This window comes from Novosphingobium sp. AAP93 (assembly GCF_001296055.1).
Classification (GTDB): domain Bacteria; phylum Pseudomonadota; class Alphaproteobacteria; order Sphingomonadales; family Sphingomonadaceae; genus Novosphingobium.
The window spans coordinates 22,819-35,133 of the sequence record NZ_LJHZ01000046.1 but is presented as its reverse complement, the minus strand read 5'-3'; the positions used below and the strand labels follow the sequence as shown (position 1 = coordinate 35,133).

Annotated in this window: 17 protein-coding genes; 5 read left to right on the top strand and 12 right to left on the bottom strand. The window is 65.9% G+C overall.

The window, feature by feature from the left end; genetic code table 11:
* Positions 1-85: 85 nt before the first annotated feature.
* Both aguB and IP83_RS08890 read right to left on the bottom strand, forming a co-directional pair.
* Positions 86-952 (bottom strand): N-carbamoylputrescine amidase, encoded by an 867-nt coding sequence (gene aguB, locus IP83_RS08895; RefSeq protein ID WP_054121860.1) that lies wholly within the window; start codon positions 950-952, stop codon positions 86-88.
* Positions 953-1,053: 101 nt separating this feature from the next.
* Positions 1,054-1,902 (bottom strand): class I SAM-dependent methyltransferase, encoded by an 849-nt coding sequence (locus tag IP83_RS08890; RefSeq protein WP_054121859.1) that lies wholly within the window; start codon positions 1,900-1,902, stop codon positions 1,054-1,056.
* Positions 1,903-2,021: 119 nt separating this feature from the next.
* On the opposite strand from IP83_RS08890, the gene msrA reads away from it, so the two are divergent.
* Positions 2,022-2,549: a peptide-methionine (S)-S-oxide reductase MsrA gene (msrA, locus tag IP83_RS08885; RefSeq protein ID WP_054121858.1), complete on the top strand. Its 528-nt coding sequence runs from the start codon at positions 2,022-2,024 to the stop codon at positions 2,547-2,549.
* A gap of 3 nt (positions 2,550-2,552) precedes the next feature.
* Here the strand turns inward: msrA and IP83_RS08880 are convergent, their stop codons facing one another.
* Positions 2,553-3,824: an RsmB/NOP family class I SAM-dependent RNA methyltransferase gene (locus tag IP83_RS08880; protein ID WP_054121857.1), complete on the bottom strand. Its 1,272-nt coding sequence runs from the start codon at positions 3,822-3,824 to the stop codon at positions 2,553-2,555.
* A gap of 71 nt (positions 3,825-3,895) precedes the next feature.
* Between IP83_RS08880 and IP83_RS08875 the strand changes: the two genes are divergently transcribed.
* Positions 3,896-4,072 carry a DUF1674 domain-containing protein gene (locus IP83_RS08875; RefSeq protein WP_082364609.1) on the top strand — a complete coding sequence of 59 codons (177 nt, stop codon included), beginning with the start codon at positions 3,896-3,898 and terminating at the stop codon, positions 4,070-4,072.
* Positions 4,073-4,081: 9 nt separating this feature from the next.
* On the opposite strand, the gene IP83_RS08870 is transcribed toward IP83_RS08875, so the two are convergent.
* The 3 genes from IP83_RS08870 to dksA form a co-directional block, all read right to left on the bottom strand.
* Positions 4,082-5,551 (bottom strand): ABC transporter substrate-binding protein, encoded by a 1,470-nt coding sequence (locus IP83_RS08870; protein WP_231624975.1) that lies wholly within the window; start codon positions 5,549-5,551, stop codon positions 4,082-4,084.
* Positions 5,552-5,655: 104 nt separating this feature from the next.
* Positions 5,656-6,018 carry a PilZ domain-containing protein gene (locus tag IP83_RS08865; protein WP_197274324.1) on the bottom strand — a complete coding sequence of 121 codons (363 nt, stop codon included), beginning with the start codon at positions 6,016-6,018 and terminating at the stop codon, positions 5,656-5,658.
* Between the two features lie 211 nt (positions 6,019-6,229).
* Positions 6,230-6,688 (bottom strand): RNA polymerase-binding protein DksA, encoded by a 459-nt coding sequence (gene dksA, locus IP83_RS08860; RefSeq protein ID WP_054121853.1) that lies wholly within the window; start codon positions 6,686-6,688, stop codon positions 6,230-6,232.
* Positions 6,689-6,949: 261 nt separating this feature from the next.
* Here dksA and IP83_RS08855 point away from each other — a divergent pair, with 261 nt between their 5' ends.
* Complete coding sequence (locus tag IP83_RS08855; protein WP_054121852.1) at positions 6,950-7,300, top strand: sel1 repeat family protein; 351 nt, start codon at positions 6,950-6,952, stop codon at positions 7,298-7,300.
* 90 nt (positions 7,301-7,390) lie between these two features.
* Here the strand turns inward: IP83_RS08855 and IP83_RS08850 are convergent, their stop codons facing one another.
* Genes IP83_RS08850 through IP83_RS08830 form a run of 5 tightly spaced genes read right to left on the bottom strand, consistent with a single transcriptional unit; the run spans position 7,391 to position 10,618 of the window.
* Positions 7,391-8,521, bottom strand: coding sequence for a GNAT family N-acetyltransferase (locus IP83_RS08850; protein WP_054121851.1), 1,131 nt, complete (start codon positions 8,519-8,521; stop codon positions 7,391-7,393).
* Positions 8,518-9,309, bottom strand: coding sequence for a glycerophosphodiester phosphodiesterase family protein (locus IP83_RS08845; protein WP_054121850.1), 792 nt, complete (start codon positions 9,307-9,309; stop codon positions 8,518-8,520). Before IP83_RS08845 ends, IP83_RS08850 begins: the two co-directional genes overlap by 4 nt.
* Entirely contained in the window at positions 9,281-9,745 is a 465-nt protein-coding gene (locus IP83_RS08840; RefSeq protein ID WP_054121849.1) for a RidA family protein, read from the bottom strand. The genes IP83_RS08845 and IP83_RS08840 overlap by 29 nt, the downstream gene beginning before the upstream one ends.
* On the bottom strand, positions 9,738-10,373 hold the full coding sequence (locus tag IP83_RS08835) for a hypothetical protein (protein ID WP_054121865.1): 636 nt from the start codon (positions 10,371-10,373) through the stop codon (positions 9,738-9,740). The genes IP83_RS08840 and IP83_RS08835 overlap by 8 nt, the downstream gene beginning before the upstream one ends.
* Positions 10,373-10,618, bottom strand: coding sequence for a DUF3572 domain-containing protein (locus IP83_RS08830; RefSeq protein WP_054121848.1), 246 nt, complete (start codon positions 10,616-10,618; stop codon positions 10,373-10,375). The genes IP83_RS08835 and IP83_RS08830 overlap by 1 nt, the downstream gene beginning before the upstream one ends.
* 83 nt (positions 10,619-10,701) lie before the next feature.
* Here IP83_RS08830 and IP83_RS08825 point away from each other — a divergent pair, with 83 nt between their 5' ends.
* Positions 10,702-11,064: a response regulator gene (locus IP83_RS08825; RefSeq protein ID WP_054121847.1), complete on the top strand. Its 363-nt coding sequence runs from the start codon at positions 10,702-10,704 to the stop codon at positions 11,062-11,064.
* 302 nt (positions 11,065-11,366) lie between these two features.
* Here the strand turns inward: IP83_RS08825 and IP83_RS08820 are convergent, their stop codons facing one another.
* A complete protein-coding gene (locus tag IP83_RS08820) occupies positions 11,367-11,930 on the bottom strand; it encodes a Pycsar system effector family protein (protein ID WP_054121846.1) in 564 nt (187 codons plus the stop codon).
* Positions 11,931-12,074: 144 nt separating this feature from the next.
* Here IP83_RS08820 and IP83_RS08815 point away from each other — a divergent pair, with 144 nt between their 5' ends.
* A complete protein-coding gene (locus IP83_RS08815) occupies positions 12,075-12,314 on the top strand; it encodes an acyl carrier protein (protein ID WP_054121845.1) in 240 nt (79 codons plus the stop codon).
* The last annotated feature ends 1 nt before the right edge of the window (position 12,315 follow it).

Sequence of the window (12,315 nt, the reverse complement as noted above, 5' to 3'; positions counted from 1 at the left end):
CGAGCGAAGTCGAGACACCAAATGCGGCGTGCGGTGTCTCGACTTCGCTCGACACGAACGGAATGCAGGGTTTGGTCACCTGCCCTCAGATGTCTTCGGCAAGGCGGGTGTAGAGCTGGGGGCGGCGATCGCGGAAGAAGCCCATGCCGGCGCGGTGGCGCGCGGCTTCGGCAAGGTCGAGCGTCGAGATCAGCACGCCGGTTTCCTCGGCGCCGAATTCATTGCGGAAATCGCCCCATTGGTCGGCAATGAAGCTGTGGCCATAGAAGTTCTGGGGCGGCGTGCCTTGTACGGATTCGCTGCCGATGCGGTTGGCCGCGACGACGGGCATGCAGTTGGACACGGCATGACCCACCATCGCGCGGCGCCAGACGCGGCTGGTATCGAGATTCGGATCGTAGGGCTCGCTGCCGATGGCGGTGGGGTAGAACAGCACTTCGGCGCCCATCAGCGCCATCGCGCGCGCGCATTCGGGGTACCACTGATCCCAGCACACGCCGACGCCGATGCGGGTGCCGAACACATCCCACACCTTGAACCCGGTGTTGCCGGGGCGGAAATAGTACTTCTCCTCATAGCCCGGGCCGTCCGGGATATGGCTCTTGCGATAGGTGCCCATGATCTCCCCGTCCGGGCCGATCATCGCGAGCGTGTTGTAGTATTGGTGCCCCTCGCGCTCGAAGAAGCTGGTGGGGATGGCAATGCCCAGGCCCTTCGCGAGCGCCTGCATGGCCTTGACCGAGGGGTCTTCGGCCAGCGGGTATGCGAGGGCGAACAGGGCCTCGTCCTCGACCGTGCAGAAATAGGGACCGGCGAAAAGCTCGGGCGGGAGGACAACCTGTGCGCCGTTGGCCGCCGCATCCTCGACCAGGCCGGAGACGGCGGCGATGTTGGTCTGCGTATCGGGCGCATTGAGGGCGAGCTGGAGAGCGGCGACGGTGAGCTGGGTCATGGGCGGGGACTTGGGGGGACTTTGCCGGAATGTCAAAGGATGGCGACTGACCGCAACCACCCCCAAACCCCCTCCTATGAAGAGGAGGGGGCCTTTCCTGATCAGGGGCGCTTGGCGAAGAGCAGCGTCATGCGGTCGCTTTCGCCGATGGCTTCGTACTTGGCGCGGTCCTTGTCCTTGAGGGTGAGGACGGGCGGCAGCGTCCACACGCCGTCGGGCCAGTCGGCGCTGTCCTTGGGATTGGCGTTGATCTCGCTTTTGGCGACGAGCTTGAAGCCGTGCGCTTCGATCAGGGCGATGACGTCGGCCTCGCGCATGTAGCCCATGGTGCCGAGCGTGTAGGAAGCGGGGGCATCGGGCTTGGCGCGGTGCTCCTCGATGCCGAGCAGGCCATCGGGCTTGAGCAGGCTGCGGATCGCGGCGAGATCGTTGTAGAGGTAGTTGTCCGGCCACATGTTGTGGACCTCGCGCATGATCATCACGCGGTCGACGGTGCCCTTGCGCTCGGCCGGGACGGCATCGAGCGTGAAGGCGGGGATGCGCGCCGCAGGCACGCCGGTCCAGCCGGCGGCCTTGCCGGGGAAGAACCCGGGGAAGTTGGCGAGGCGCGTCCGGGTATCGCCGGTGGCCGTGGCGAGGCCGGCGGTGATGCCGATATACTGGCCCTTGTCACCGAGATAGGGGACGAGGATACGCGTGTACCAGCCGCTCGAGGGCATGTAGTCCGCAACGGTCATGCCCGGCTTGATGCGGAAGAAGGCGAGCGTTTCAGCGGGGTGGCGGAAGGCGTCGCGGACGCGGTCACTGTCGCGGCGGGGATCGGCGAGGACCTTGGCCATTTCGGGATCGGCAGTGGCGACGGCGGGGGCTTCCGGCGCGGCATGGAGCGCAGCGGGCACTGCAGCAGCTGCGGCAAGCATGAGGGCGGGGAGCAGGGCGGCTTTGCGCATTTGGGTAACTCCGGAGGCGATTCGGGCGAAGTGGCAACCTAAGCGGGCAGGAGGCGATGACAACCGGGTCGTTCGTTCCTATCTGACGCGGTAACCGACTGACAGCAAGGAACGAGTGAATGGCGCAGGCAATCATGGCGGGCGGGTGCTTCTGGTGCACCGAGGCGGTGTTTCGCGATGTGGTGGGCGTGATCGATGTCGAGAGCGGCTATATCGGCGGGACGAGCCCGAACCCGACCTACAAGCAGGTGTGCAGCGGGACGACGGGTCATGCGGAGGCGATCCGGGTGACTTATGATCCCGAGCTGCTCTCGCTCGATGATCTGCTCGACATCCACTTCGCGACGCACGATCCGACGACGCTGAACCGGCAGGGCAACGATGTCGGCACGCAGTACCGTTCGGCGCTGTTCCCGGTGGACGACGAGCAGCGCGCGGCGATGGACGCGGCGATTGCGCGGGCCGCCGCGGCCAATCCGAAGCCGGTGGTGACGACGATTGAAGGCCCGGCGGAATGGTGGCCGGCGGAGGACTACCATCAGGAGTATTGGCAGGGCGAAGGCCAGCGTAATCCCTACTGCCTCGCCGTGATCCCGCCCAAGCTGCAGAAGCTGCGCAAGAGCTTTGCGGCGAAGGTGAAGGCGTAAGGCCTACTTCCCCCACATCGCCGCGAAAAAGCCGTCGATTCCGCCATGCTCCGCCAGCATGCCGGGGTCGCTGCGGAACCAGCCATCGGGCGTGGACGTGAGGCCGGCGGGAAGCTGATCGGCGGTGATGGGGACAGGGCCGAGCGCCTTGACCCACGCCGCCTGCGCCTCCCCTTCCCCCGGCTCCAGCGAGCAGACCGCGTAGACGAGGCGACCATCGGCGCGGATGGCGCCCGAGGCGCGTTCGAGGAGGGCGCGCTGGAGGTCTTCGAGGCCGGTCTGGTCGATCAGGCGGTGGAGCACGTCCGGGTGGCGGCGGCAGGTGCCGGTGGCGCTGCAGGGCGCGTCGATCAGGACGGCGTCGTAAAGTTCGCTCGGTCGCCACTGCATGGCGTCGGCGGCGATCACTTCGACCGACAGGCCGACGCGGGCGACGTTTTCCTTGAGGCGTTCAAGGCGGCGCGCGGACTTGTCGAGCGCGGTGACGTGCCAGCCGGCGGCGGCGAGCTGCATCGTCTTGCCGCCGGGCGCGGCGCAGAGATCGAGGACGCGGCGGCCCTCGCCGGGGCCGAGCAGGCGCGCAGGCACCGAGGCGGCGAGGTCCTGCACCCACCACGCGCCCTCGGCGAAGCCTTCGAGCTGTTCGATGGCGCCGGAGCGCGCGAGGCGGACGTGGCCGGGGGCGAGCGAGGTGCCGCCGAGACGTTCGGCCCATTCATCGGTACGGGCCGGATCGCGCAAGCTGAGATCGAGCGGCGGCGGGACGGCGAGACCCTTGGCGATGGCTTCGACGCGGTCGGGCCAGGCCGTGCTCCAGCGTTCGAGCGTAGCGGCAGGGAGTGCGGGACTTTCGGGCAGGCCCCCCTCGTCATTGGCGCCCTTCAGCACGGCAGAGAAGACGCCGTGCGCAAGGCGGCGCGGCCCCCCAATCAGGAGCGGCAGCCCGGTGGCGATCACCGCATGCGGCGGCAGGCCAAGGCGGAGGGCTTGCGCGAGCATCAGGCGCAGGACGCTGCGGGCCTTGGCGTCCTTGGGGAGAATCTGGCGGGTGGCGCCATCGATCAGGCGGTCGAGATCGGGGAGCCAGCGCAAGGCCTCCTGCGCGATGGCAAGCGCGAGGGCGCGGTCATCGCCGCGCTCGATCGCGCGCAGCACCGGCGGCGCGGCCTGATCGAGCGGATCGCCCCGGCGCAGCACCGCATCGAGCAGGCGCAGCGCGGCACGGCGGGCGGGAACGCCCGGGAGTTCATCGGTTTGGGGAGAAGGACGAGCCATTGGTGAGCCTATCGCGCGCGGTGCCCCCTTTGGCAATTGCGCAATGCGGCGCGGCGATGCAGGGAAGTGATATGGATAAGGAAACGCCTCGCGCCACCAAACGGCCCGGCAGCTTCACCCGGCCCGATCACTGGTCCACCGCGCCCGCGCCGGAGCCGCGCGAGGCCGAGAAGCGCGACGATCCCGACGGCCTTGATCCCACGCGCTTTGGCGACTGGGAGCGGAACGGAATCGCGATCGATTTCTGAGGTCGGTGGCTAGCGCGGCAGCGCGGCCAGCGGCGGCAAGGGGTGCCAGCCCCATGGGTTGAGCGCGAAACCGGTGACGCCCGCGCGCACCAGCGACCAGCGCAAGGGGCGGGCAATCGGGATATAGGGATTGGCCGAGGTAATCTCGGCCTCCGCTTCGCCGAGGAGCCGCGCGCGTTCGCGCATATCGGCGGTGCGGCGGGCCTGCTCGAGCAGTTGGTCGCCAGCCATGTTGCAGGCGGGCTTGTGGACCGAGCAGGCGAGCTGGTTGAGGAACCACGAGGCGCGGCCGTAGCGCGCGGTCGCGTCGATCAGACGCAGGTCCGCCGGTTTGTCTTCCGCCACTTGCACGGTGACGATGCCGATGGCCTTGAAATCTGACGCGATGAGATCGATCACCCGGCGCGTGCCCGGCCCGTTTGGCGCGGCGATGCGCAGCAGGGGCGCGGACTTGCCGCTGGCCATCCAGCGCGTGACCCGCTCGGCGGCGAGCGCGCGGCGTTGCTCGAGCGCGACGCCGACCCAGCGCTCGCCGACCGTGCCGGCATCGCCTTCAACCCCGGCGGAGACAATGCGCGTGGTGGGTTGCCAACCGGCGATGTTGAACGCGGCGATGATCGCATCGCGGTCGATGGCGAGGGCCAGGGCCTCACGATTGGGGGCCTCCGCGAGGAAACCGTCATCGCGCTCGACCAGCAGGCCGAACATGCCAATGACCGGATCAAGCTGGACATTGCCCCGCGCGAGGCCGGTCTGCTGCGTGAGCGGAATCGAATCGATGCGTCCGCCGAGCACCAGATCCGCCGCGCCTTCGTTGAAGCGGTCGACCGCCTTTGTCGCCGGCAGGAAATCGACAACGAGGCTGCGCGCGCGGCTGGAGAAGCCCTCTTCGGGCACGAGGCCGCGCTTCTCCGGCGGGATCAGCGAGAGTTCCACACCATTGCCGCGCCGGGCAAGACCCATGGGCCCGGAGCCGCGCCGGGCATAGGGCATTCCGAGTTCGGGCTGGGCGAGCAGGGTGAGCAGATCGGGTACGGGGGCGACGAGATCGATCTCGATCACCCGGTCCGCCATGACGCGGACCTGCTCGATGGCGGCGAGATCGAGCCCGAGCGCGGTGCCCTTGAGCTGCGCGATGGCCCTGCGCAGCGCGGTGGCGGCGGTCTCGGCAGTGATGCGCGAGCCGCCGGGCCAGGTGCCGTCGCGCAGGCGGAAGATGTAGCTCTGCCCGTCGTCGGTGATGATCCAGCGGTCGGCGATGGCCGGGACGATATGGCCTTCAGCATCGAAGCTGACGAGACCTTCGACCGTCGCGCCGCGCAAGGTGCGGGCAGCAGGCGAAAGGCGCAAGCTGCTGGTATCAAGCGCGCTGCGATCACCGATGAGCGCAATCGGCAGCGGCCCTTCGCTGCGCCGTCCGCAGGCCGAGACGCCAAGCACCAGCGCGCCGAGCCCGGCGAGGGCCAGGGCGGCAGCCACGGAGAGGCGGAAACCACGCACCATTGTTTGTGGTGCTAGCACAGGGGACCGCGTGGGTCAGCGCCGGAAGGGCGGCATGCCCCCGGGAATCATCAGAATTCTTTCTAGATCTTGCGGATGCGCGCCGGATCGATCGTGGCGATCACGGGCTTGACGAAGCGCGGCGTGGAATCAGGCTGGATCGCGATCGGCTCCCGCGCGAGCTTGGGATCGATCTCCTCGAGGAAGGCGATGCCGAAACGGTTTTCCTGAATCCAGGCAACGACGCCTTCGACCCAGCCGATATTGCGCAGATTGATTTCGAGCTTGGCGCCGCGGGTAACCTTGACGTGGCCTTCGGCCATCATGCCGCCGCCCGAAAGGTTGCGAACCTTGACGCGGTGCTCGTCGCCCGCCCCGGCGAGACGCACGTCCGCCATGAGAAACAGGCTGTCTCGCCCTACATGCCGATGATCGAGTTCAGTCACGCCCGGATTCCGTCTCATCTGCCAAAGGAGGCCTCCACGTCCGGGACGATGAGCCGCCCGGACGCCACGAAGAAAGTCGCAGAACTTTCTCGCGGATTGCTAAGCGAGGGTGGCTAACGGAACCTTAATTCGGCGCGGCGTTAAGGTACATTTGCTTAGGCTGTACCGGAGCGGGACAGTCTGGCGCCGACATGTTTCCGCGCGCCGAATGTCACATATCGCGGGAGATTTTCTCACGCCGCTCGTGGGCTTCCTGCGCTTCGACGGTCATGGTGGCGATGGGACGGGCGATCAGACGGCCGAGCCCGATCGGTTCACCCGTGACTTCGCAGTAACCATATTCGCCTTCATCGATCCGGCGCATCGCGGCATCGATCTTGGCGATCAGCTTGCGCTGGCGATCACGCGTGCGCAGCTCGATGCCCCATTCGGTCTCGCTCGAAGCGCGGTCGTTGAGGTCAGGCTCACGGATCGGGCCATCCTGCAGCGCGGAGAGCGTGCCGGCCGAGGCGGAGAGGATCGACTTCTTCCATTCGAGCAGCAGGCGGCGGAAATAGTCCTGCTGCGCCTCGCCCATGTAGGGTTCGTCATCGGACGGGAGATAATCGCTGGGCATGGCCCGGCGCGCCTTGGCCAGAACGTCGATTTCGTCACCCAACACACCAGCCATTACGGCCCTCCAAGCACGTGCTTTTGCGACCATCGGCCGCCGTGACGTCCGCAACTGGAACGCCCGCGGCTCCCGGTTGGCGGGCCTATAGGCAAGTCACGGAAACCGTACAAGGTTTTCCTCCGGAGCCCGGCGAAGTTGTACCCAGCCCCCTTACCTAGGCTCTTTTTTTCGGCGTTAACCAATTGTTGACCAAGATTGTTGACTTTGTCCTTGCCCGGCCAAGCTGGAATTGCGGCACGGGGGGACAGGGGAATGGTTATGGCTCAGACGTGGATCAAGCTGGTTTCCGAGACCGAAGCATCCGAAGGCGCGATGGACTGCGCTGCCACCGACTCGCTCGTCGCGACCTGCCTTGCTGCCGCAGCAGCCGGCGACATGGACGCGCTGTTCGACCTTGGCGTCGCCTTCTCGACCGGCAGCCACGGCGCGCCCTGCGATCTGATCGAGGCGCACAAGTGGTTCAACCTCGCCGCCGTGGGCGGCCACGAGGAAGCCGCGACCTGCCGCGCCGAAGTGTCGGACGACATGACCGCGCGCGAAATCGCCGAAGCCCAGCGCCGCGCGCGCGAATGGCTGCGGATGATGCGGAGCGACAGCCAGGCGGCTTGAGAGTTCGCGGAATTTACCCCTCCGTCAGCCCTGCGGGCTGTCACCTCCCCATTTGTGCCTTCGGCAAAAATGGAGAGGATCTGAGAGATTTCAGCCCTTCCTGAACGGCGTGCGTTCACCCAGCCACAGCTGTTCCTGCGCGACACCTTGCCGCTCGCGTTCGAGGAAATCGGCGACAGCGCTGCGAAAATTGGGGTCGGTGATGTGGTGCGCCGACCATGTCGGCACCGGCTTGTAGCCGCGCGCCAGCTTGTGCTGGCCCTGGGCGCCTGCTTCGACGCGCTTCAGCCCTAGTGCGATGGCCGCATCGATGGCCTGATAGTAACACAGTTCGAAGTGCAGGAAGGGCTTGTCGACGACCGCCCCCCAGTAGCGTCCGTAGATCGCTTCCGATCCGATGAAGTTGAGCGCGCCGGCGATGGGGCGTTCGCCAAGGAAGGCCACGACCAGCAGGATGCGGTCTGCCATGCGCTCGCCCATCAGGGTGAAGGCCTCGCGCGTCAGATAGGGTCGGCCCCATTTGCGCGCGCCGGTATCCTGATAGAACTGCCAGAACGCGTCCCAGTGTTCGGGGTGAATGGCATCGCCGGTGAGTTGCCGAATTTTGACCCCGTCCTGCGCCTTGGCCCGCTCCTTGCGCAGGTTCTTGCGCTTCTCGGAGGACAGTGCGGCAAGGAAATCATCGAAGCTGGCGTAGCCGTCGTTGTCCCAGTGGAATTGGGTATCGGTGCGCAGCAGCCAGCCGGCTTCCTGAAACACCGGCAGCTGAGCGGGCTCGATGAAGGTGGCGTGGGCGGAGGAGAGCGAGTTCTGCTCGCAAATCTGTTCGGCGACGCGCAGCAGGGGGACGCCGAGTGCAGGATGCTCGCCCGTCAGCAGGCGCGGACCTGTAGCGGGGGTGAAGGGCACACTGATCTGGAGCTTGGGGTAGTATTGCCCGCCCGCGCGGTGCCAGGCATCGGCCCAGCTGTGATCGAACACGTACTCGCCCTGGCTGTGGCCCTTGAGATAGGCGGGGAGCGCGGCGGCGGCGACACCGGCGGCATCCTCGATCACCAGGGGCAAGGGCGACCAGCCGCTGCGCCCGCCGACGCTGCCCGATTCCTCGAGCAGGGTCAGGAAAGCGTGGCTGGTGAAGGGATTTCCTGTGCCCGCCAGCGCGTCCCACTCGGCGGCGGGAATCTCGCCGACAGCGTGGTGGACGCGCGCGGTGATGCTCACGAGCGGACGGCTCTCGTGATCCCCGCCCCCTCGGCAATCGGGCCATCACCATGCTTGAGCGCGCGGTCCATGAGGTCGGGCGAATTGACCGTCCATGTCAGCACCGGGAAGCCCCGCTTGCGCTGCGAACCGGCGAATCGGCTGGGCATGTCGGTGATGTCGTAGGCGAGGAAATCGGGCTTTGCCTGCCACAGTGCGATGTGACGGCGGGTGCGCGCGAAGAGCGTGCGGCTGCCTTCCTCCATCATCACGAGGCCGCGCACGATATGGCTGGAATGGCGGGCGAACCAGCGAGAAACGCGCGGATCGAAGCTCATTACCGCGACCGGGCCGCGATAGCCTTCGAGCATGCGGCGCACGGCGAGGCAGATCGCGGGGATGCGGGTGGAGGGGCGCGTCTTTACCTCGATCAGCAAGGGCACACGGCCGGCGACGAGATCGAGCAGCTGGCGCAAGCTGGGGATCGTGTCCTCATCATTGCCGATGATCTTGATCTGCCCGAGCTTTGCGGCGCTGCGTTCGATGACGAGGCCGGTTTCGGCGGTCAGGCGGTCGAGCTCCCAATCGTGGAAGACCATGGCCTGACCGTCGCTGCTCCGCTGGACATCGCATTCGATGCCGTAGCCCGCCTCGATCGCGGCGGCGAAGGCCGATAGCGCGTTCTCCGGCAGACCGGGGCCATGGAGGCCGCGGTGCGCATAGGTCACGCCCTTGAGCCAAGCCACCTTCTCCGCCTGCGGGGGCGGCGCCAGCAGGCGATCAAGCAGAATGGAGAGCAAATACAGCATCGATTTCCACTGCGCAGCCAAGGGGAAGAACCGGCACGCCAACCGCGCTGCGGCTGTGCTTGCCCGCCTCGCCAAACACCGCGACCATCAGTTCGGAGGCGCCGTTGGCGACCTTGGGCTGGTCGGTGAAATCGGGAGTCGACGAAATGAAGGCGCCGAGCTTCACGACACGCGCGATCCGGTCGAGCGAACCAAGCGCGGCCTGCGCCTGCGCGAGGAGCATCAGCCCGCAGCCGCGCGCGGCGATCACGCCTTCCTCGAGGGTGACATTCTCGCCCAGCCGGCCCTTGACCAGTTCGCCATCGACGAACGAGACCTGCCCCGAGACATAGAGGAAGCCGCCGGCCTCAACCGTTGGGACATAGGCGGCGACGGGCGCGGCGGGCGTGGGCAGCGTGATACCAAGTTCGGCAAGTCTCGCAGCGGTGTCACTCATCGTCGTTCACTCCGGTAATGCGGTCCATAAGCCAGGGCAGCGCATGCTCCCACTGGTCGATACGGGCATGGGCGTGGCCCTTGACATGGGCACAATCGATATGGCGCGCGATCATTGGTTCGCCGCAGAGATGGAGGCGGCTGACATGCGGTGCGATCTCCATGACCGAACCGTGGTGCTGCGGCAGATCATCGATGAACACCGCGCGGCTGGGCTGATATTCGTCAAGGATGGCCTTGAGCGCAGGCCCCTTCGGCCCCTGGTTGGTGAAGACACGCGCCGTGATGCCGACGTTCTGTAACTGGCGCGCGCGCGCTTCGCGGCGTTCGTCGTTCAGGTTCGTCAGGATCACCACGTCCGCGTGTTCTGCCAGTGCATTGATGCCCTCGACCGCGCCGGCGATGGCAGGCTGGCGGTGCATTTCGGTATCGAAGAACAGGCCGAGCAGGCGCCAGATTTCTGCCGGTGGGACCGCATCGCCTGTGCCGGCATAGCGCATGGCCTTGCCGAAATCGCTGTTTTCCATGATGAAATCGATGCCGTGCTGTTCGCCCAGCCAATCCTTGTAGGGCGCCACCATGTGAAGCAGCACTTCATCGCAATCGCTGATCACCAGCGGTTTCGTCATCACAGTCTCTCCCGGGTGGCTGCGAGCGCTGCCGGGGAAAGCCCGAGCGCTTCTGCCGCCGCAATCAGATCCGCCTCATGCCCGCAGAGGAACTCGAGCACCGCGCCCTGCACCGCCGGGTCGCCAAGACCACTGCGCAGTTCATCCGGGGTGAGCCCGGTCAGCGCAAGGAACCGCTCGGCTCGGTCGCCATCAGCGAGCACCCAGCCGAGCGCCTGCAGCGCGGTGGCGGCAGGATCGGGCATGGGGGCGACTTCGCGGGCGATTGTCAGGGCCTTCCGGGGCGATTAGGCAAGAGTGCGGGGCGGCATGAGGATATCGGGGCTCAGTGGCAAAAAGAATACTGGTTGTCGAGGACAACGACCTCAACCGCAAGCTGTTCTGCGATGTGCTCAAGGCGGGCGGCTTCGCGGTTGAACCGCTCGCAGACGGACGCGATGTGCTTGTTCGCGCACGGGAATTCGTTCCCAACCTGATCATCATGGATATCCAGTTGCCCAATATCTCGGGCCTCGAACTGATCGAAGCCCTCAAGGGCGATCCTGCCTTGCGCGCGATCCCGGTGCTGGCGGTGACTGCCTATGCCGGCAAGGGTGACGAGGAACGCATCCGCGAGGCGGGGGCGGAGGGGTACCTCGCCAAGCCGGTCTCGATCGGGCCGTTCATGATGGCAGTAAAGGCGCTGGTGTGAGGAACAACCATCGATCTTCGTCGGCGCTTAAATCTCGCACGATTTGAAGCCTCAGATCACATGCTCGCCTCAATACAATCTCCCAGCCTTTTTGCCTCCCACAGATTCGTGTTGCTTGTATCCTTACGCAGACGCCATTCAATCTCCGCTTCTTGAGCAGCGCGACAAAGCTGTGCCTTTGTTGCCCCTGATGCCTCCATCGCGTCATACCTCGCAGATGCATCTTCTGCTTTTCGATCGCAGGCTGATAATCCTAACGCCAATGTACTGAGGAAATAAATCCGAAGGAGTTGCCGCATACTTTACCCCCGCGCCACCAGATACTCGCCGATGAACACCACCACGGTCAGCGTCAGCCCCGCCATGAACAGGCGGTAGGCAAAGCCGAGGTAGCGGTACTTCTTGTGCTGCAGGACCTGCCCGTTCTGGTACATGTCATGCAGCATCAGGCGGAAAGTGCCCTCGTCCGACTTGAGATCGGCCAGCACGCTTTGCGTCCATTCCTCCTCGTCCATTGCGGTGAAAGTACCGAAGAACAGCTTGTTGAGCCGCGCGCTTGGCCCCGGCCTGCCGATCGAGGGCAGGACAGCGAAGACCGCGCACATCGCTGAGGCAAAGGCGAAGGTGGCCAGCACAAGCAGCGAGGCGGGCAAGTGGCCGTTCTTTGCCTGCCCCATCGTGATCGTGAACACCACGAAAGTCGCGCCCATCAGGATGGACGCCTTGGAATCGGCCATCTGGCTGAGCGTGAGGTTCATCGCCTGCACGGTGCGGACGAGGTGGATCGCGTGGTTCGAATAACCCGAGGGCGAGAGCGGCGACGGCGTCGCCTTCGGCGGCTCGGCGGGGGGTGTCGGTTCGGCCAAGGGCGCTCTCCCAAGCTCGCGCTGCCCGCATGGGCGAGATAACCGGGGATGCCACAGCGCCGCAGCGCTTGACAAGCGGTGCGGTTGGCCGCTTTTCAGCCTTATTCTTGGGGCAAGGGCGCCTCAAAGCCGGAGAACAGACTGATGGATCGCGCCGCCACCGCCGCCCGCATTGCCGAAGTGATCGAGCCGTTCAACAAGAACGACGTTGCGATCGACGAGACGACCTCGTTCGCCGGGGATCTGGAGTGGGACAGCCTCACGGTCATGGATTTCGTGGCTGCCATCGAGGATGAATTCGACATTATCATCAGCATGAACCAGCAGGCCGAGATCGAGACCTACGGCCAGCTGATCGATGCCGTGACCAAGCTGCAGGGCTGAA

Bases quoted from the DNA above. Each gene is read 5' to 3' on its own strand.
- dksA (WP_054121853.1), bottom strand. From the start codon at position 6,688: ATGGCTGGTGTGTTGGGTGACGAAATCGACGTTCTGGCCAAGGCGCGC.
- IP83_RS08875 (WP_082364609.1), top strand. From the start codon at position 3,896: ATGGATAAGGAAACGCCTCGCGCCACCAAACGGCCCGGCAGCTTCACC.
- IP83_RS08845 (WP_054121850.1), bottom strand. From the start codon at position 9,309: ATGCTGTATTTGCTCTCCATTCTGCTTGATCGCCTGCTGGCGCCGCCC.
- msrA (WP_054121858.1), top strand. From the start codon at position 2,022: ATGGCGCAGGCAATCATGGCGGGCGGGTGCTTCTGGTGCACCGAGGCG.
- IP83_RS08880 (WP_054121857.1), bottom strand. From the start codon at position 3,824: ATGGCTCGTCCTTCTCCCCAAACCGATGAACTCCCGGGCGTTCCCGCC.
- IP83_RS08830 (WP_054121848.1), bottom strand. From the start codon at position 10,618: ATGCCCGATCCTGCCGCCACCGCGCTGCAGGCGCTCGGCTGGGTGCTC.
- aguB (WP_054121860.1), bottom strand. From the start codon at position 952: ATGACCCAGCTCACCGTCGCCGCTCTCCAGCTCGCCCTCAATGCGCCC.
- IP83_RS08815 (WP_054121845.1), top strand. From the start codon at position 12,075: ATGGATCGCGCCGCCACCGCCGCCCGCATTGCCGAAGTGATCGAGCCG.
- IP83_RS08840 (WP_054121849.1), bottom strand. From the start codon at position 9,745: ATGAGTGACACCGCTGCGAGACTTGCCGAACTTGGTATCACGCTGCCC.
- IP83_RS08890 (WP_054121859.1), bottom strand. From the start codon at position 1,902: ATGCGCAAAGCCGCCCTGCTCCCCGCCCTCATGCTTGCCGCAGCTGCT.
- IP83_RS08855 (WP_054121852.1), top strand. From the start codon at position 6,950: ATGGCTCAGACGTGGATCAAGCTGGTTTCCGAGACCGAAGCATCCGAA.
- IP83_RS08835 (WP_054121865.1), bottom strand. From the start codon at position 10,373: ATGACGAAACCGCTGGTGATCAGCGATTGCGATGAAGTGCTGCTTCAC.